19 protein-coding genes are annotated in these 19076 nt (G+C 65.9%); 3 read left to right on the top strand and 16 right to left on the bottom strand.

The genetic code is table 11. The annotated features are described in order from the left end of the window. Positions 1-218 precede the first annotated feature (218 nt). Positions 219-2051, top strand: a complete 1833-nt coding sequence (locus tag J7E83_RS18180; RefSeq protein ID WP_214965008.1) for a glycoside hydrolase family 15 protein — start codon at positions 219-221, stop codon at positions 2049-2051. A gap of 25 nt (positions 2052-2076) precedes the next feature. Here J7E83_RS18180 and J7E83_RS18185 read toward each other — a convergent pair whose 3' ends face one another. From J7E83_RS18185 to dacB, 16 genes are all read right to left on the bottom strand, one after another. Further along, on the bottom strand, positions 2077-3006 hold the full coding sequence (locus J7E83_RS18185; protein WP_214965010.1) for a pantoate--beta-alanine ligase: 930 nt from the start codon (positions 3004-3006) through the stop codon (positions 2077-2079). A gap of 1 nt (position 3007) precedes the next feature. Then, positions 3008-3961, bottom strand: a complete 954-nt coding sequence (locus J7E83_RS18190; RefSeq protein WP_214965012.1) for a Rossmann-like and DUF2520 domain-containing protein — start codon at positions 3959-3961, stop codon at positions 3008-3010. Continuing rightward, a complete protein-coding gene (locus J7E83_RS18195) occupies positions 3954-5459 on the bottom strand; it encodes a PH domain-containing protein (protein ID WP_311379801.1) in 1506 nt (501 codons plus the stop codon). The genes J7E83_RS18190 and J7E83_RS18195 overlap by 8 nt, the downstream gene beginning before the upstream one ends. A gap of 59 nt (positions 5460-5518) precedes the next feature. After that, entirely contained in the window at positions 5519-6031 is a 513-nt protein-coding gene (locus tag J7E83_RS18200) for a PH domain-containing protein (RefSeq protein ID WP_214965026.1), read from the bottom strand. Then, positions 6012-6557, bottom strand: a complete 546-nt coding sequence (locus tag J7E83_RS18205) for a DUF3180 domain-containing protein (RefSeq protein ID WP_214965028.1) — start codon at positions 6555-6557, stop codon at positions 6012-6014. Before J7E83_RS18205 ends, J7E83_RS18200 begins: the two co-directional genes overlap by 20 nt. Next, positions 6554-7099, bottom strand: a complete 546-nt coding sequence (folK, locus tag J7E83_RS18210) for a 2-amino-4-hydroxy-6-hydroxymethyldihydropteridine diphosphokinase (RefSeq protein ID WP_214965030.1) — start codon at positions 7097-7099, stop codon at positions 6554-6556. Before folK ends, J7E83_RS18205 begins: the two co-directional genes overlap by 4 nt. Further along, a complete protein-coding gene (folB, locus tag J7E83_RS18215; RefSeq protein WP_214965032.1) occupies positions 7096-7470 on the bottom strand; it encodes a dihydroneopterin aldolase in 375 nt (124 codons plus the stop codon). The genes folK and folB overlap by 4 nt, the downstream gene beginning before the upstream one ends. Positions 7471-7484: 14 nt before the next feature. Continuing rightward, on the bottom strand, positions 7485-8405 hold the full coding sequence (folP, locus tag J7E83_RS18220; RefSeq protein WP_214965034.1) for a dihydropteroate synthase: 921 nt from the start codon (positions 8403-8405) through the stop codon (positions 7485-7487). A 10-nt stretch (positions 8406-8415) separates the two neighbouring features. Then, a complete protein-coding gene (gene folE, locus J7E83_RS18225) occupies positions 8416-9057 on the bottom strand; it encodes a GTP cyclohydrolase I FolE (RefSeq protein ID WP_214965036.1) in 642 nt (213 codons plus the stop codon). Positions 9058-9067: 10 nt separating this feature from the next. Continuing rightward, complete coding sequence (gene ftsH, locus J7E83_RS18230) at positions 9068-11131, bottom strand: ATP-dependent zinc metalloprotease FtsH (protein ID WP_214965038.1); 2064 nt, start codon at positions 11129-11131, stop codon at positions 9068-9070. 183 nt (positions 11132-11314) lie between these two features. Further along, positions 11315-11866, bottom strand: coding sequence for a hypoxanthine phosphoribosyltransferase (hpt, locus tag J7E83_RS18235; protein ID WP_214965040.1), 552 nt, complete (start codon positions 11864-11866; stop codon positions 11315-11317). A 30-nt stretch (positions 11867-11896) separates the two neighbouring features. Beyond that, positions 11897-12958 carry a tRNA lysidine(34) synthetase TilS gene (gene tilS, locus J7E83_RS18240; protein WP_214965221.1) on the bottom strand — a complete coding sequence of 354 codons (1062 nt, stop codon included), beginning with the start codon at positions 12956-12958 and terminating at the stop codon, positions 11897-11899. A gap of 69 nt (positions 12959-13027) precedes the next feature. Continuing rightward, positions 13028-14161, bottom strand: a complete 1134-nt coding sequence (locus tag J7E83_RS18245; protein ID WP_214965042.1) for a zinc-dependent metalloprotease — start codon at positions 14159-14161, stop codon at positions 13028-13030. Positions 14162-14253: 92 nt separating this feature from the next. Further along, on the bottom strand, positions 14254-14640 hold the full coding sequence (locus J7E83_RS18250; protein WP_214965044.1) for an STAS/SEC14 domain-containing protein: 387 nt from the start codon (positions 14638-14640) through the stop codon (positions 14254-14256). Positions 14641-14695: 55 nt separating this feature from the next. Beyond that, positions 14696-15301, bottom strand: a complete 606-nt coding sequence (locus tag J7E83_RS18255; RefSeq protein ID WP_214965046.1) for a glyoxalase — start codon at positions 15299-15301, stop codon at positions 14696-14698. Between the two features lie 101 nt (positions 15302-15402). Then, entirely contained in the window at positions 15403-16914 is a 1512-nt protein-coding gene (gene dacB / locus J7E83_RS18260) for a D-alanyl-D-alanine carboxypeptidase/D-alanyl-D-alanine-endopeptidase (RefSeq protein ID WP_214965048.1), read from the bottom strand. Between the two features lie 153 nt (positions 16915-17067). Here dacB and J7E83_RS18265 point away from each other — a divergent pair, with 153 nt between their 5' ends. Both J7E83_RS18265 and J7E83_RS18270 read left to right on the top strand, forming a co-directional pair. Beyond that, on the top strand, positions 17068-17556 hold the full coding sequence (locus tag J7E83_RS18265; RefSeq protein ID WP_108600631.1) for an inorganic diphosphatase: 489 nt from the start codon (positions 17068-17070) through the stop codon (positions 17554-17556). 116 nt (positions 17557-17672) lie between these two features. After that, entirely contained in the window at positions 17673-18998 is a 1326-nt protein-coding gene (locus J7E83_RS18270) for a carboxylesterase family protein (protein WP_214965050.1), read from the top strand. Positions 18999-19076 lie beyond the last annotated feature (78 nt).

The raw sequence follows: 19076 nt of genomic DNA on the forward strand, positions 1-19076 counted from the left end.
TTGTTAGCGCTAACTGCAATTTAAGTGTGAGCGCTAACACATCTGGCGTCAAGGCATATTTAAAGTCAGGCGCGGCCGGACAGCAGAACAAACCGCTAACTCCGGACGGGAGCCCACTGGCACCCGCCACATCCTTGGCCCCCGGACATCAGCCAGCTTCCAGCCCGGAGGAGCGGCGCCATCTGCCGCTGCGCAAAATGTTGTGCTTATCTAGGAGCATGGCGGAACCCATAGAGGATTACGCACTCCTGTCAGACCTCGCTACCGGGGCCCTGATCTCCCGGCGCGGAAGTGTGGATTGGCTCTGCTTCCCACGTTTCGACTCGCCCTCCGTTTTTGGAGCCCTGCTGGGTCATGAAGACCACGGCCGGTGGCTGCTCGCACCAGCCGAGCCCGAGGCTGTAGTCCTTGACCGTCAATACCTGGAGTCGACCTTCGTCCTGGAGACAATCTGGCAGGCCCCGGGCGGCCAGATCCGTGTCACAGACCTGATGCCGCCGGGTCAAGGCCCCTCCTCCCTTTTGCGACGCGTGACAGGCCTCACCGGAACCGTGCCGGTGCATCAGGAGCTGATCATCCGTCCCCAGTATGGGGCACTGACACCGTGGACGAGCCGCATACGGAAAAATACAACGCCGGGCAGCGGGGATGCCCTTTTAGCCATGGCCGGGCCTGACGCCTGGGCTTTACAGAGCCGCCGTTTGCCCGAGGCGCACGGCCGTATGCATCTGGGGAGATTCGAGGTTTCGGCCGGCGAGACCGTCGAGTTCGAACTGACGTGGTTTCCTTCATACCGGGAAGCTCCGCCACAGCTCGATTTTGACTCAGCCCTTCAGGAGACAGTGAGCTATTGGACCAGATGGGGTGGCAATTACCGGCAGGGCGGATTCTACGGGGCTGCGGTCAAGCGGTCCTTGCTGGTGCTCCGCGCCCTGACGCACTACGAAACTGGAGGCATCGTCGCCGCTCCGACCACCTCCTTGCCTGAGGAATTCGGCGGTTCGCGCAACTGGGACTACCGCTACTGCTGGCTCCGCGATGCCGCGCTGACGCTCGAGTCCATGCTGACCCATGGCTACGAATTCGAGGCCCTCCAGTGGCGCAACTGGCTGCTTCGCGCTCTTGCCGGTGACCCCGAGGACGTCCAGATCATGTACGGGGTAGCCGGTGAACGGGACCTTCCGGAGACAGTGCTGAGCCACCTCCCCGGCTACCAGGACGCGGGACCGGTGCGGATCGGCAACGCTGCGGTCTCCCAATACCAGGCAGACGTCGTGGGCGAAGTGATGGTGGCGCTTGAGAGGCTGCGCCTGGCCGGTGGCAAGGAAGACGCGTTCTCCTGGGCGCTCCAGCGGGCCCTGCTCGGATTTGTGGAGAAACACTTCGATGACAAGGACTTCGGCCTGTGGGAGATGCGGGGTTCCGCCCAGTACTTCACACATTCGAGGGTCATGATGTGGGCGGCCTTCGACTGCGGGGTCCGGGGCGTCCGCGACCACGGGCTGCAGGGCCCGGCGGAGCACTGGGAGGAACTGCGGCGGCGTTTGCGATCAGAAATCATGGACAGGGGTTTCAGCCAGGAGCTCAACTCATTCACGCAGAGCTATGGCGGCAGCCAGACGGACGCCGCGCTGTTGGCCATGCCGCAGGTTGGTTTCCTCGCGTACGACGACCCCTTGATGCTTGGCACGGTGGCGCAGCTCGAAAAGGAGTTGCTGACCGGGCATGGCCTCCTGCTGCGCTACCGGACGGAGTCAGGTGTCGATGGGCTTGAACCAGGCGAACATCCCTTTCTTGCCTGCTCCTTTTGGCTTGTTGAACAGTACGCCCGCACCAACCGTAAGGAAGAAGCAAAGGCGCTCATGGATACGCTCGTGGGGTTCTGCAATGAGCTTGGCCTGCTGAGCGAAGAATATGCTCCAGAGGAACGGCGGATGGCAGGCAATTTCCCACAGGCCTTTTCCCATCTGGCCCTGGTCCGGGCAGCTGACGCAATGCACGGAGTGGAGCGGCTCAGCCTTGCGGTCCGGACCGGTCCCAACGCCGGCTAACGCAACCGGCCAGACCTCCATCCGCTTAGGAACTTAGTGGCACGTTGTCTATCAGCCGGACGGGCCCTACCTTGGCGGCAATGATCGCCAGGCCCTCGCCGCGGAAAGGGGTCTCCTTGCAGTTCTCGGCCAGCGGTTCCAGCGTGCGTGGATCCACCACGTCGAAGTAGTCCACTTCAACCAGGGGCTGTGAGGCCACCAGGTCCTCGGCCGACTCGAGGTCCAGCGGCTCGTGGCCGTTGGCACGCTCCTCAAGAAGTCGGAGCGCACGGGACAGCACCAGCGCGGCTTCCGCCTGCTCCTCCGACAGGAACCGGTTGCGGCTGGACAACGCCAGCCCCCCGCTTGAGCGGACAGTTGGCACCGCGACGATCTCCACCGGAAAGTTCAGGTCCGCCACCATCCGGCGGACCAGGGTCAACTGCTGCGCATCCTTCTGGCCAAAGTACGCGCGGTAGGCCGGCAGACCCCCGGTGCTGCCGGAAACAAACGCACCGCCAGCCTGCAACCCCGCCCCCGGGATGCCGTAATGCAACAGTTTGGCTACCACCGTCAGGGCGCCATCGAAATGCCCCGGCCGCGATGCACCTTCCCACTTCTCCCCCAGCGATCCCGCCGTTACGCGCACCACCGGCTCGCCGCCGGGGTAAACCTCCTCCACCGACGGCGCAAACGCCAAGTCCACGCCCTGCTCCTCGAGCAGCGCCAGGTCGGCGTCGAGGCTACGGGGGTAACGGTCCAGATCAGCGGCATCACCGAACTGAAGCGGATTGACGAAGATGGACGCCACCACCACATCGTTCTGTTCGACGGCGGTGCGCGCCAGCTGCGCGTGGCCCTCGTGGAGTGCACCCATGGTGGGCACCAGGCCCTGCGACGCGCCCTGCTTCTGCGTCAGCAGCCGCGCGCTCTCGGACCGCAGTTCGGCCGCGGTCGTGACCAGTTTGATGGGCATGTCACTGTCCTTCCGGGGCCCGCGGCCCGCCATCGTGTTCGCCGCCGTCAAGTTCCCCGCCATGGTTCCCACCCGGTTCCAGCGCCGCACGGAGTGCCTCGAGCTGGCCCGCTTTCAAGAGCCCGCGGCTTTCTGCCCGCCGCGCCGTGGCCCGGGCCATGGCGAGATAGGCCTCCAGCACATCGCCCGCCGAACCGGCGTCGTACTCACGCAATGCTTCGGCGTGGGCCGCCACCGTCCCCACGTCCCCGCGGGCCACCGGCCCGGTCAGCGCCGTCTCGCCGGAAGCAAGGGCGTTCTCCAGCGTGGCGCGAAGCAGTGGTCCGAGCATCCGTTCGGGCGATTCCACGCCCACGTCCCGCAGCAGCTGGGACGCCTGGGCCACGAGGGTGACCAGGTGGTTGGAGCCGTGGGCCAGGGCCGCGTGGTAGAGCGTGCGGTCACCCTCGGCGATAGCGACGGGCTCGGCACCCATCTCCACCACCAGAGCCTGGGCAATCGGCAGCATGGCGGCATCAGCGGTAACGCCGAAGGTGCAGTCCAGCAGCCTGGTGAGGTCCAGGCTCATGCCCGTGAAGGTCATGGCGGGATGCATGGCCAGCGGGACCGATCCGGCTGCCCGGATGGGGTGCAGGACGCCAACGCCGAACCGGCCGGAGGTATGGGCGACCAGCTGTCCCGGCTGCCAGGCCCCAAGTTTGGCGAGGCCTTTCACCAGCCCGGCCAGGGCATCGTCCGGAACCGCGAGGAGCACCAGTTCCGAGCGCTCCACAATGTCCTGGACGTCGAGGACCGGCACTCCGGGAAGCAGGGCTTCCGCCCGCTCCCGGCTGGCGTCGGAGACGGCGGAAACCCCGACGACGGCGTGCTCGGCCGCGCGCAGTGCCGCACCCAGGACGGCACCCACTTTGCCGGCGCCAATGATTCCGACGCCGAGGCGTCCTGGCTTAGCCATCCTGCTGGCCTTCCTGAACTGGAGTAATGGAGGGGATCGTCTCCTTGAGACGCTCTACCTGGTGGGGATCCAGCTGCGCCAGCCACTGTTCGCTGGTCTGCCGCTTTCGGGCCAGGCGGGCGCGCGCTGACTGTTCGTCGAACAAAGCCCTGGCTTCATCCAGCCCCGCCTGGATCAGCCGAGGCTGGACCGGACCGGCCGTGGTGTGGAGCACGAGATCCACCAGCCGGAAGCGCCGCGCCAGCGGACCCTGGTGCATGGCGATGGACTGCGTGCGCTGGTGCGGCACCATCACCAATTGACGCCACCAGCGGCCCGAGCGGAGCAGCAGCGCCGTGTCCGTGGCTGCGAAGCCGTTACTGCGCCACCCCAACGGGGCCAACAGCCTGCCACGGCGGGGCGTGGTGACAAAGCCGCCGTCGGAATCCAGGCCGTTGAGCCCGGCCGCAAAAATCCTGCCGGGCTCCGGGGTTCCGGGATCCGGCAGCACCAGTGAGAGCATGCTCATCACGTCCACCAGTTTGCCCACGGGCAGCAGTGTGGTCCGCGACGCGGCCTCGCCGTTGTTTCCCCCAGCGCCGTAGCCGGCCACGTTCACCTGGATCCGGTACCAGCCAAACATCCGCCACAGCGGCGGCTGCACTACTTTCAGCGCCTGGATGCGGCCGGGCGGCAGCGTTTGCGCCTGGGTGTCCAGGAGTCCATAGCGCAGCCGGATACCGTCCGGCGAAATGGCTGCCGTGAAGTTGTAGCCCTTATTGAAGGACCCCCAGTAGCTCGCTCCCAGGCCCAGCACTGCCGGAATCAGGTAGAAATAGAAGCTGCGGTTTTCTGTCACCGCGGACAGGACTACCGACGCCACACCGCCCAGCACGACGAAGAAGCTCTGCTCGCTGAGCAGCAACGAACCGATGAGGCGCGACGGCGGCACCGAAAGCACCGGGTATTCCGGCGCCTCGGGTACAGCCTCCTGAGGGCGGCCTGCGGCCTGCACCACCCCGCTGGCCCTGGCCAGGATGGTTGCCCGGAGCTGCCGGGCAACGTCCGTCCGCAGGTAGGCAAGACGGACAGCAGATTCACCCGCGTCCGCCACCTCGAACTTGAGCTCGGCCAGGCCAAAGATCCTGGCCAGCAGAGGCTGGACGATGTCTATGGCCTGGACCCTGTCCAGGCGCGCCTGCCGCTGCTGCCGGAACACGAAGCCCGTGTTGACCCGAACGTAGCCCTCGGACACCTGGTACTTGGTGAAATACCAGGTCAGGATGAAACCGAGCACCGCGATCAGCAGCACGGTCCCGCCGCCAGCAACCAGCCAGGGCACGCGGCCGGTGAAGCCGTCTTCCAGGACGGGCCTGCCCTGGAGCATCCGTTCGAAGAGGTCCCGGCCGAAGAAAAAGCCTATGGCGGCCAGAACCACCCACCCGCGGATAAAGGGCGACGCGGGATGCACGCGCAGCCACTCGCCGTCGGGTGCTTCATGCGTGCCCAGGGGTGAAATCGGTTGCGCGGGCTGCTGTGCCGGTTGCTTTGCCGGTTCAACAGGAATGCCCTCAGCTGTCACAGTCCTGCCAGCCTGGCTTCGCCGCGGGCGGAGAGCTGTTCACGCAAGCGCGCCCCCTCGGCGGCGGGCAGGCCGGGGATCAGCGCATTCGTGCCGGGCGATGCGGTGTGCAGCTTAAGGGTGCAGAGCCCCAGTCCGCGTTCCACCGGGCCCACCGCGATGTCCACATACTGCATGCGGCCGTAGGGAACAGCCACGGTGCGCTGGAAGAAGATGCCGGTGCGGATCAGGAGGTCGTCGTCGCGCTCGGCATAGCCGATGGCACGCACCTGCCGCGGGATCAGCAGCAGCCGCCAGATCGCCAGGGCTAGAATCGCTGCCGGGACCGTGATGGCCAGCCACAGCGGCAGCCACCTCCACCAGCCAGTGAGCACCAGGAGGAGCGGCAGGCTGAGGACGAGCACCGCGACCAGGTTACCGATGGCCCACTGCACGACGCGCACAGTGACGTACTTGGGCGAGACCCGCTGCCACATGATGCCCGGGGGATCAATCGCCTCGGTACGCATATTCGCCTTCCCCTGCGGCTTCGCCACGGGCACCGCGGCCGGGCTGGCCCTCGCCGGGTGGGGTGTCGCCGTCCTCGGGCGGAATCTTGCAGAAGCGCTCCACCAGCAGGCCAACCACGATCATGGCCAGGCCCCCACCCGCCATCGCAAGTGCCAGCCATGTGATGCCCTGGTCGCTGCGCAGGCTCCAGACCCGCAGCTGGTCAAGGAAGATGCCCGTGTGCCAACCCAGCAGCACCGTTCCGGCGTAGGCACAGGCCTGGGCCAGCACGAGGGTACGTGCCGCCAGGAGGGGATCCAGCACGGTTTTCTTTTTGGTGCTGTCTTTGATGCTGTTGCGCCACCTAAAGACCCTGATGCCAAGGACCAGCGTGATGACCACGATGACGGCCATGGTGGCCAGGGCCGTGGCGGGCAGGACGGGCGTGGCCATGCTGAAGCGGTTGGTGATGACGGTGGCAGCCCAGCCCGCCACGGCCAGGATGAGGCCAATGAACAGGAGCCGCACCGGATTGATCGGCTTCATGGCTGCTCAACCGCCCCGGCCGTTGGGACCCCGTCAAAGTCGCCAAATCCATCGAAAGGCGCAAGGTCACCGAAATCGGCGGCGCGGGTGGCCAGCACGCTGATTCGTTCCCCGTTCAGAGTGGCGCCGGGCTCGATCAAGGACCACGGATACAGCACAAAAGCACGGGTGGCGGCACGGGGATGGGGCAACGTCAGCACCGGATCATCACTAACGAGTTCCCCATACACAATGATGTCGACATCAAGGGTCCGCGGCCCCCAGCGGACCTCACGGACGCGGTGGTGCTTGTTCTCCACGGTCTGGCAGTGCTCAAGCATCTTCAGCGGAGACAGGGTTGTTTCCACCGTGATGACCATGTTCAGGAAGTCCGGCTGGCCGGCCGGACCGCCTACAGCCTTGGTCTGCACTACTGGGGAAACAGCCAGCAGGCGGACCTCCGGCGGATCGACGAGGTCCGCAACGGCCTCGGACAGGGTGTCGTTGCGTTCGCCCAGATTGCTGCCGAGGGCAAGCACGGCCTTGGTGTAGCCGGTGGTCATGGTCTCTGCCCGACCTTGCGGGCCCGATGCACGCTGACGGCTACGTCGCCGAACGGCACCTCGATGGGTGCTTTGGGCTTATGTACTGTGACGTCCACCGCCTGGATCCCAAACTTGCTGAGCAGGTCATCGGCGATTCGAACGGCCAGCGCCTCGATCAGGTTAAGCGGTTCACCCGTAATCCAGTCCTTAATGCGCTCCGCCACCTGGCCGTAGTGCGCCGTGTCCCGGACGTCGTCGGACTCCGCCGCCCTGGCGAAATCCAAATGCAGCACGGCATCCACAACAAATGGCTGGCCTTCGCGGCGCTCAAAGTCGAACACGCCGTGATAGCCGATGGCTGTGACGCCGCTCAGCGTGATCCTGTCCATGGGTCCCCCCGGCCCTAGTGGGTAGTGCGTACGGCAGCGATGCGTGAGGCGACCTTGACGGCGTCAAGGCTGGGGCCGACGTCATGGACCCGGACGGCCCAGGCACCCCGGAAGGCGCTGATGGCAGTGATGGCTGAAGTGGCGGCGTCGCGCTCCTCGGGGGCGGCGGACTTGCCGGCCACCGTGAGCAGCGTGCCCAGGAAACGTTTGCGTGAGGCGCCCACCAGGACCTTGTGCCCCAGGCTGTCCAGCTGGTCCAAACGCTGCAAAAGTTCCCAGTTCTGGACGTCGTTCTTGGCGAAGCCCAGCCCGGGGTCCACGATGATCTGGTCGTGGCTGACGCCGGCCGCGTAGAGCTTGTCCCGGACGCCGGCCAGTTCGGCCACCACCTCTGCGGCGACATCCTTGTATTCAGCGAGCGAATTCATAGTGCGGGCATCCCCCCGCCGGTGCGTAAGGACGTACGGTACGCCGGAGGTGGCAACGAGCTCGGCCATCTCCGGCTCCATGCTGAGGCCCGAGATGTCGTTGATGATGGCTGCGCCGGCTTCCAGCGCGGCCGCTGCCGTGGAGGTGTGAGTCGTGTCGATGCTGACCAGTGCGCCCGCCTTGACCAACGCCCCGATGACCGGGACTACCCGGCGCTGCTCCTCCTCCGGGCTGACATCGTCCGCGCCGGGACGGGTCGATTCGCCCCCCACATCGATGATGTCCGCTCCTGCATAGAACATCCGCAGGCCGGCCGCGATGGCCGTGTCCGCAGTAGGGTGCTTGCCGCCGTCGCTGAAGGAATCCGGGGTGACGTTGAGGATGCCCATCACCAGGGTGCGATCGGTGGGCAGGTCTTCGAACTTTGCGGCCGGGCGCGGTTTGCGCAGGATAGGCAGCGGGGACGTTGCGGGCCCGGTTCCCGGGGCTGCAGCTAGTGAGTCCATGGTCTGATAATTACCTTCCGAGTATGAGGCTCATGGCTTCGGCGCGGGTGGCCGGGTCATGAAGCTGCCCGCGTACCGCACTGGTGACGGTTTTCGCTCCGGGCTTGCGGACACCGCGCATGGACATGCACATGTGTTCGCATTCGACGACGACAATTGCGCCGCGGGGTTTGAGGTGACTGACCAATGCCTCGACGATCTGCGTGGTGAGCCGTTCCTGCACCTGGGGGCGCAACGCGTAGATGTCCACCAGGCGTGCCAGCTTGCTGAGCCCGGTAACTTTCCCGTCGTGGGACGGGATGTAGCCCACGTGCGCAACCCCGTGGAACGGAACCAGATGGTGCTCGCAGGTGGAATAGAACGGAATGTCCTTGACCAGGACCAGTTCCTCATGGTCCAGGTCGAACTTGGTGGAGAGGATCTCCGCCGGATCGTGGTGAAGCCCGGCGAAAACCTCCGAATAGGCCTTGGCCACCCGTTTAGGGGTGTCCTGGAGGCCTCCGCGGTCCGGGTCTTCGCCGATGGCGATCAGGATTTCCCGTACGGCCGCCTCGATCCGGGGCCGGTCCACCTTGTGGTGCTTTTTGGGGTGGGAGGCGTCCTCCGGCGGGAGTCCGGCGGAGGAGGGCGCGTCGTCATCGAAGTGATTCACAGAAGAAAGCTTAGCCGCGGAGTACGTCTGGTCCCGAGTCGGGAATGCCGCCCTGGAACGGCGCATCCTCCGGCACCCCCTGCGGGTGCGGCGGCTGGGCGTCCAACGGCTCCTCCAGGCGCGCTTCCTTAGCTTCCTGTTGGGCTTCCCGTTCTGCCCTTTCCTGGCGTGACTCCACCGGGCCGGCCTTTTGGACCGGCCTGGTTTCCTTCGAAAGCCAGACTTCCCTGAAGTCACGCTTGCGGATGTCGGAGAAAATGGACGCGATCTCAGCCTGGTTAAGGGTTTCGCGCTCCAGGAGCTCCAAAGCCAGCATGTCCAGGACGTCGCGGTTCTCGGTGAGGATGGCGTAGGCCTCGTCGTGGGCCTGGTCGATCAGGCGGCGTACTTCCTCGTCCACCACATACGCGATCTGGTCCGAGTAGTTGCGCTCGTGGCCGGCGTCGCGGCCAAGGAACGGCTCTCCGCCGCCCTGGCCGAGCCGGACAGCACCCACACGCTCACTCATGCCGTATTCGGTGACCATCTTGCGGGCCGTGGCGGTGGCCTTTTCAATGTCATTGGACGCGCCCGTTGAGGGATCGTGAAACACGATCTCTTCCGCCACCCGGCCACCCATGGCGTAGGCCATTTGGTCCAGCAGCTCGTTGCGGGTCACGGAGTACTTGTCATTGTCCGGAACCACCATGGTGTAGCCCAGCGCACGCCCGCGGGGAAGGATGGTGATCTTGGTGACCGGGGAAGAGTTCCGCAGCGCGGCAGCCACCAGTGCGTGCCCGCCCTCGTGGTACGCGGTGATCTTGCGCTCGTGCTCCTTCATGACGCGGCTACGCTTCTGAGGTCCGGCCATGACGCGGTCGATGGCTTCGTCCAGGGCGCGGTCATCAATGAGATTGGCGTTGGAGCGCGCGGTAAGCAGTGCTGCTTCGTTCAGCACGTTGGCGAGATCGGCGCCTGTGTAGCCGGGCGTCTTCTTTGCCACGGCCTTCAGGTCGACGCCCGAGGCCATCGGCTTGCCCTTGGCATGTACCTGAAGGATCTGGTCGCGGCCGATCAGGTCCGGGGCTTCCACCGAGATCTGGCGGTCGAAACGGCCGGGACGCAGCAGTGCCGGGTCCAGGACGTCGGGCCGGTTTGTGGCGGCGATGAGGATGACGTTGGTCTTGACGTCGAAGCCGTCCATTTCAACCAGGAGCTGGTTAAGGGTCTGTTCGCGTTCGTCGTTGCCGCCGCCGATGCCGGCGCCACGGTGACGGCCCACGGCGTCGATCTCGTCCACAAAGATAATGGCGGGCGAGTTGGCCTTGGCCTGCTCGAAGAGGTCGCGGACTCGGGAGGCACCCACGCCGACGAACATCTCCACAAAGTCCGAGCCTGAGATGGAGAAGAACGGTACGCCAGCCTCGCCTGCGACGGCCCGGGCCAGGAGGGTCTTACCGGTTCCGGGAGGGCCGTAGAGCAGCACACCCTTGGGGATCTTGGCGCCAACTGCCTGGAATTTTGCCGGTTCCTGCAGGAACTCCTTGATTTCCTGGAGCTCCTCAACCGCTTCGTCCGCACCCGCAACATCGACGAACGTCACCTGGGGCATGTCCTTGTTGACCATCTTGGCCTTGGACTTGCCGAACTGCATGATCTTGGAGCCACCGCCCTGCATCCGGGTCATCAGGAACCAGAACAGCGCGCCCAGCAGGATGACGGGGATCAGGAGGGAAAGCAGGCCGGAGAACCAGTTACTTTCAATGGGTTGGTCGGTGTAGCCGCTGGCAGGCTTGGCGTCTGTGACGGCCTTGACCACGTCCACGGCGCGGGCGTCCACGAAGAAGAACTGGACGCTCTTGCCCTTGTCCTGACCGTTGATCTGGAGGTCGTCCTTGAGCGTCAGATCCACGCGGTTTTCGCCGTCGAAGATCCTGGCCTGCTCTACCTTGCCGTCGGCAAGGAGGCCCAGGCCCTTGTCCGTGTCGATCCGTGCTGCGCCGCCGGGAGCCAGCGTTGCAAAAGCCACGAGGAGCATGCCGATCACGACAACGATCCAGATACCCGGGCCCTTGAAGAAACTCTTAGCTTTCATCTGTTCGGGGGCTGGCCCCGTCCCTCCTGGTAGTCCTGCACGGCGAATAGGTCGGCGCGCGTGTGGTGCTGCGTCAGCTTCTAGCTTTACACCGTTCGGAGTAAATCACGCACGGTGGCGCCGAAAAGTTCCCTCTGGGCGTAGCGGAGGAGGGCCAAGGCCCGGAGCCCAGGAAGCGCAGGGCTACTCGTAGACGTGCGGGGCCAGCGTGCCCACGAAGTCCAGGTTGCGGTACTTCTCGGCGTAGTCCAGGCCGTATCCCACCACGAACTCGTTCGGGATGTCGTAGCCGACGTACTTGACGTCGATCTGGACCTTGGCGGCCGTGGGCTTGCGGAAGGCGGTGCAGATCTCCACCGAGGCGGTGCCGCGGGATTCCAGGTTGGTCTTCAGCCAGGACAGGGTGAGGCCGGAGTCGATGATGTCCTCGACAATCAGGACGTCCTTGCCCATCAGGTCCGTGTCCAGGTCCTTGAGGATGCGCACCACCCCCGACGACTGGGTGCCGGAGCCGTAGGAGGAAACCGCCATCCAGTCCATGGAAACATGGCTGTGCAGCGCGCGGGCGAGGTCGGCCATGACCATGACTGCGCCCTTGAGCACACCGACGATGAGGAGTTCGCGGCCTTCGTAGTCTTTGTCGATCTGGGCAGCGAGTTCGCTGATCCGCTGCTGGATCTGATCCTTGGTGTAGAGAACGTGCTTGAGGTCTGCCTGGACGTCGTTTGAATCCACCAATGGCTCCTGTGTAGATGCGGGGTGCGACTATTTTTGGGGCGGTTTTTGAGGCCGGAATACTAGCTTCCCACAGCGGGCGCCTTCGCGGGGAACGGAAGCACCGCCGTCGGGCAGAGGTCCCGGGGCGTCGAGGCGGCCAGCAGCGTCCAGCTCCGCCAGCGACAGCCGGTACACGCTCACCCCGCCGGGGAGCTCCACCGGACCGGCGGAACCTCGCCGCCGCAGCAGCGCTTCCGCCGCCATGAGGCGCTGGTAGCTGGGCTGTTGGCCCCCGACGTCGGACGCCGCCTTGGCAATCACCCGGAACCTGATGGCCGGCGCCAGTTCCCCCAGCGCTTGCTCCGGGAGGCTCACGCCCGCACCTGAACGCTCCGCCAGGGCAGCAAAGGTGCTGTCCGCCACGTCCTCGAGGTAGTCGGCATCCAACTGCAGGATGGAAGCTGTCCGCGCCAGTGACTCAGCGACGCCGGGACCCAGCTTTTCCTCGAGCAAGGGCAGTACTTCGACCCGCGTCCGGGAACGGGCATACGCTGGGTCGGCATTGCTGGGGTCGTGCCAGGGGTCCAGTTCCTCAACCTCGCAGATCTCCAGGGTGTCTGCGCGGCGCAATCCCAGGAAGGGCCGGAGGAGGATCCCGCGGGCGGGCCTCATTCCCGCCAGGGACCGTGTGCCCGAGCCCCGCGCCAGGCCCAGCAGGACCTGTTCGGCCTGGTCATCCAGGGTGTGGCCCAGCAGGATTGCGGCGGCTCCTTGTTCGGCGGCCGCTGCTTCCAGCGCGGTATGGCGCGCGTCCCGTGCAGCGGCCTCAGGGCCCATCCCAGTCCCGTCGACATCCACCGTCCGGATTTCCACTGGCGAAAGTCCCAATTCCGCCAGGACACGGGCAGTACGGGCAGCGACGTCGGCCGAGCTGTGCTGAAGCTGATGGTCCACCACCACCGCCCCTACGGTCACGGGGTGCCCGCCAACATGACCGCGGCGGCCAAAGTAGGCGGCCACCGACGCGAGCGCCAGGGAGTCCGGACCGCCGCTGCAGGCCACGAGCACATGTTCCGGGTATCCCGCCTGGGCCAAGGCGTCCTCAACCAGTTTCCGCGCCTTGCCAACGACGGGCGCCAACCTGCCGGGCCGGCGTCGTCCGCTTGGAAGTCCGGGCAATTACAGGCCCATCCGGTCAAGCCATAGCTTGGCGTCGTGGATTTCCGGTTCGGTGGGCAGGTTGTCGGCTGACTCCCAAACCCTGTTGAACCCGTCCATCCCGGCTACATCCACTACCGCGCGGACAAACCTGGCGCCGTCGGAGTACTGGCGCATCTTCGCATCCAGGCCCAGCAGGTTGCGGATAAATTTCTCGATCACGCCACGGTCCTTGCCGCGGTCGTTGAAGCGCTGCCGGATGGTCTTTACGGTCGGAATAATGCTTGCGTCCACGGCGTCCATGACCACGTTTGCGTGGCCTTCCAGGAGGCTCATGACCGCCGTCAGATGGGACAGGGACGCCTTCTCTTCCGGATTCTGCAGGAGATCCAGGATGGCGCCGCGGCCTGGGGCGTCGCCGCCGGCGCTGCGGTCCTTGAGCGAGCGGGCCGCGGCGGAGGCGCGTTCCATGAGCGAGTCCACGTTCCCCAGCAAGTGCCCGCTGAGGTTGTCGATCTCGGCCAGCATGTGGTGGCGGAGCCAGGGAGCCGCCGCGAACTGCACCCGGTGGGTTTGCTCGTGCAGGCAGACCCAGAGCCGGAAGTCCTCGGGGACGACGTTAAGCTGGCGCTCCACCGAAACGATGTTAGGGACCACCAGCAGCAGCCGCCCACCGGACGGTGCCGTGGAACCCTCTGCCAGGGCGGCGAATGGATCGTACTGGCCGAGTACCTTGCTGGACAGGAAGGCCAGAACGGCGCCCAGTTGGCTGCCTGTGATGGCGCCGCTGACGCTGGCTGCCGCGGGGCTCATGCTGCCGCGGCGGCTTTCGAGCATCTTCTCCATAGCTGGTTTGAGCATCACCGCGAAGCTTTGGGTGTTGGCCTTGGCCCAGTTGGCACGGTCCACCACCAGGACCGACGAGTCGCGGAGGTCCCGGGCGGCTTCCAGGCCGGTGATTTCGTGAACATGCGGTACCGAGGCGTCGGCGAGGCGGCGCAGGCTGTCGACGGCATCACCGATTTCGGCCGAATCCAGCAGAGGGCCCGCGGACGCCAGGCGCGCTGCGGTGGAGGCGGCGAGGTCCCAGTTAATGAGGGATTGGGCCGGGCCGGGCGACGCTTGTGCGGACGAATCACGTGCTGTGGACTCCATAGTTCCCATCAGACCACAGACGACGGCGGATCGGCCTTAAGTTCGCTGACCGGCGAACGCCTGTGCCACGGTCCGGCCCCTCGCGACGGGAATCAGGACTGCGGCGCGCGCTCCTCCATCAGCCAATTCATGGCGTCGGTCCTCGAATTGAAAAAGCGGGTGGGGCAGGGTGGGATGTGCACGCCGAGGAAGAAGTTGGCGAGGACCCGGTCCACGGGGCTGGATCCCAGCAACGCGATCCGGGAGGCCGCGCAGGGGATGGAAAAAACGGCGCGGGCCTGACGGCTCACAGATGCCGTGGTGGCCATGTCAACCAGCATCGGATACTCCGACCCATCGGCGGCCTCATTAACTGCCGCCATTGCAGCGTGGGCGTCGACCGCTTCGATCCTGACGCTTTGCCTCCACACAAGGTGGATAATCTGATCGGCCTCAAGTGCTACCGTGCCTTTGCCGCCTTCAACCGTGATCGGTTCCACTGCCTGTCCCCCAAAAAGTCTCGGCTGAACATATCCTATTCCCTTTTGCCCAGGCTTATGCGGCCTCCCACGTGAACCCGTCCGGGTCGGTGAAGGGCCCGGCATTACTGCCGATCGCGAGCCGGTGGGATCCGGAGCCGTCGGGGTCGACGCCGGCGTCCTTGGCGAGGGCGCGGCGCCCGTAGAGCCCCAGCTTGACCGGACTCGAGGGCATGGCGAACTCGACGTACTTGCCGAAGCTCTTACCTACTGTGAGGCCCTGGTCAACGTAGAACCGTTTGCTCGCAGCCACGTCCGTGGCTGCCATCAGGAGCACGATCTTCTCGACCGCCCGAGTGGCCGGACCAGTGTCCTTCTTCGCCGACGTCGCGACCTTCCAGATGGCGCCATCCGGAGCTTGCACGACGCCGCCGTAGCCCCAGATCGACTTATTGACCGGCTTCAGTGGCGTTGCGCCAGCCTCCAGTGCGGTGTCGATGAGGCTGCTGACGGTGGACGGCTGCGACACGATGAGCGACAGCGTGAACCCACGGAAGCCTGTCGTCGAGGTATCCGAGGCTCGCACGCGCAACCGCGGGCCCAGTCCGAAGGCGGCGGCATAGAAGGCAGTGGCGGCCGCGGGGTCGGGTACTTCGAGGGTTACGGATTCTATGGAAGTCATGGCAGGTCCTTCGGTGAGTCGGGTGGGTCGTGCATTTGACTTTAGGCTGCGGCCTCCGTGACTGCTTCTCCGATCCTGCCCGATCCGTTCCGCACCGGTGTTTAGCGGCAGCCGCAGGCCGCCAGCGCCGTGGCCGCCCGGTCCAGGGCTTCCTTGTTGCCTGCGGCTCCAGGCGTCAGTCCATTGCCGATAAAGGAAAAGATTAGGAGGCGGCCATCCGCGTCGACCACGTAGCCGCTGAGTGCGATGACCGAGTTCAGCGTCCCGGTCTTGGCCCGCACCAGGCCGGCGCCGCGGGCCGTGGCGTCGTCCCCGTAACGGGTACCAAGGGTTCCGGTGAGACCGGCCACCGGGAATCCGGCCAGAGCCGCGCGGAGCCTGGTGTCCGCGCCGGAGGTGATGGCACGCACCACTTCCGCGAACTGGCGGGCAGAGACCTGGTTATCCAGCGCCAGCCCGCACACGTCCGCAAGCCTCATGTTGTCCGTGGGGATGCCCAGCTCCGTGAGCTGCCTCCGTACTGCCTCCGTGGCCGCACCGTTGCTGCCCGGCTGCCCGGCGGCCACTGCGGACATCCGCCCAAGGGCCTCGGCCAGGTAGTTGTCCGAGGTCTGCAGCATCAGGTCCACCTGCTGGCTTACCGTGGCGGATTGCACTTCTGCCAGGACGGCCGGTGCGCCGGCACCTGCATCCGGCGCGGAAGAAGCCTGGAAACGCCCGACGCCGTCCGCCACGGTGAGACCGGCAGCGGCACCGGCCGCTTTGATCTGAACGGCGAACGCTTCTGCTGCGGCGGCCGCCCCGTCCTGGGGCCGGGCACCGGTGGTGACGGCAGGGTCAAAGCGGGCAGAGTTCAGTGCGAGCGGATAGAGCGGTGCCACCTCACCGGCGTCCACGTCACCTTGCGCCCACGCCGGGTTCAGGGCCGGCCCGCTGAAGAGCGAATCGTCCACCAGGACCGTCACTTGCCCGGTGGTACCACTCTTCTGCAGCGCCGCAACGGTTGATGCGGCGAGCGTGGCCAGTCCGGCGTGGCCCATCACTTGGGTTGGCACAGATTCGCCGGGGCCGAGGAGGACGTCGCCTCCCCCGGTGAGTACTACCTGCCCCGCCGCGGGACCGGCGAGGACCTTGGTGCTGAACCGGCGGTCCGGCCCCATGGCCCGCAAAGCAGCAACGGCGGTCAGCAGCTTCATGTTGGAGGCGGGGATCCTGTTGTCGGATCCACCGTGGTCAAAGAGGACCTGGCCGGTGAGCGCATCCTGGACGAGCCCCGTAAAGCCGCCGCCGCCGTCGGCCTTCAACAGCGGCTCCAGCTGCGCCGTTACGGCGGAAGGCAACGGGACCTGCGCCTTGTCCTGCAGCGGGGGCAGGCCCTGACGCGGGGCGAGCGTGGCAGGGGGCTGCTGCCACGACGGCGGCAGGGGGGTGGCGGCTGGCTGTTCAGGACCGACGAAGGCCGGCGCCACGACCAGGGCCGCGGGGATGGCAAGCACGACGATCAGCACGAGCAGCAGAAGGTCGGGCCAGGCCTTCAACAGGCGGCTGACCGTGCCCTTGTTGAGGCGCTGGGGCGCGCCCTCGACAGCCCGCGGGCGGCTTGTTTCCTTCATGCTGGTGCTGATCCTCAAGTCCCGAAAATTCCCCACAGTTCCTGAAACTTGGGCCTCTCGCTATATCCTCAATAGTAGTCGGCGGCACTGACCCTCCTTTTGCCGAGCGTTAAGTTGTGCCGCGAACCCCCTGCAATTGCCGAGGAGCATTCCATGAAGCATGACGTGACCATCGAGATTCCCAAGGGATCCCGCGTCAAGTACGAAGTTGACCACGAGACCGGCCGCGTCCGCCTGGACCGCGTCCTCTTCACCTCCATGCAGTACCCCACGCACTACGGGTTCTTCGAGAACACCCTGGGCGAAGACGGCGACCCGCTGGATGCACTGGTGCTCCTGCAGGACTTCGATCTGCATCCCGGCGTCATCGTCGAGTCCCGCCCCATCGGCGTCTTCAACATGACCGACGACGGCGGCGGAGACGCCAAGGTTCTCTGCGTCCCGGTTGACGCCCGCTTTGACCACATCCAGGAAGTCAGCGATGTCAGCGAATTCCTGATCAAGGAAATCGAGCACTTCTTCACCCGGTACAAGGACCTGGAGCCGGGCAAATGGGTCAAGGCCGAGGGCTGGGGCGACCGCGCCGCCGCCGAAGCCGAGCTCGAAGCCTCCATCAAGCGCTACGTTCCGGTAGCCCACTAGCCTCATCCCCTGCTCCCCAGGGGAGCACGACGGCGGCTGCCGGGTTCCGCGGAACCGGGCGGCCGCCGTCGGCGTTTAACAGCTCTGATGCTGGACGACTAGGAAGTGTGGGACTTATGCAGGTGAAACCGGCCTTTGCCCCGCCGTGCGGGCCCGTCGCCGGCTGGCGGGATGGGGAAGTGATCCGCGCCACCGGGATCCCCTATGCCACTGCCGGGCGTTTTCAGCCGCCTTTCCCAGCGGCTGCCTGGACTGAGGTCCTTGAGGCAACATCCCCAGCGCCAGCCTGCCCGCAAGCACCGGTGCCGTTTCTCGACGACATCCTGGGCACCCGGTACGGCGAACTCCCCGGCAGTGAAGACTGCCTGAACCTGTCCATCACCATGCCGGCCGACCTCGGCACGGATGAACGGCTGCCCGTCATGGTGTGGATCCACGGCGGTTCCTACACCACGGGTTCCGGCGACCTGGCCATCTTCGACCCCGCCGTGCTGGTGGCCGAAAACCGCGTGGTGGTGGTGTCCGTGACGTACCGGCTGGGCCTGTTCGGATTCCTGGCCACACGGTCAGGCCGTCCGGGGAACCTGGGCCTGCTGGACCAGTTGGAGGCGTTCCGCTGGGTGCAACGGAACATTTCCGCATTCGGCGGCGACCCGGGCCGGGTTACCGCCTTCGGCCAGTCTGCGGGCGGTGACGCTATCGCCCACCTGATGGCCACCCCGGAGGCGCCGTCGCTTTTCCAGCGCGCCATCATCCAGAGCGCACCCCTGGGCATCGCCCGGGGGAGGGGCAGGATGAACCACGCCATGGGCATCGCGGCGGAGGCCGTCACCGCGGAGACCCCGGCGATGGATGTGGTGGCGCGGGAGGACGACGTGGCCCAGGTGGCCCGCAAATTCGGGATCTTGGCAGCAATGCCTTTCGGGACACAGTACGGCCACGCGCCGCTGCCGGAGGAAGCCGGCATCGAAGCTGCGTGGAACCGCGCCGCGCCGGGGATCGAGGTGCTGATCGGACACACGTCCGAAGAGGCGCGCCTGTTCCTGCCTCGCAGCCCCCTGGTCAGTCAACTGGGCAAAGTCCCTGTTGTCGGCAGGACCGCCGTCAGGATGATCAGCCGGGTGGTAACGGAAGCAGTGTATGGACGGGCAGCCCGGAAGTTTGCACGCCGCCACGCCCGCGCCGGCGGCAGGGCACACAGGTACGTGCTCTCGTGGGGAGCGCCCGGGAACTACTACGGCGCCGCCCATACTGTGGACCTGCCGCTGCTATTTGGAAACCAGAAGACTTGGGCAGCTGCCGGGCTTCTCGACGGCGCCACCTGGGAAGAGATCGACGACGTCGGACGGGCGTTGCGGGGGCTCTGGGCATCCTTTGCCCGGGGGGACGGCTTGGGCCACAGCGGCGGCATGCCCGGCGCCTTCCGGTACCGCTCCGCGTAAACCGGGGTTTTGTCCAGCCACGGCGACTTCCGAAGTGGCAAAGCCGCCAGATGTTGACCAAAATCCGTGCAGCGTCTC

The organism is Arthrobacter sp. ISL-48 (genome assembly GCF_018613805.1).
Lineage (GTDB): Bacteria > Actinomycetota > Actinomycetes > Actinomycetales > Micrococcaceae > Arthrobacter.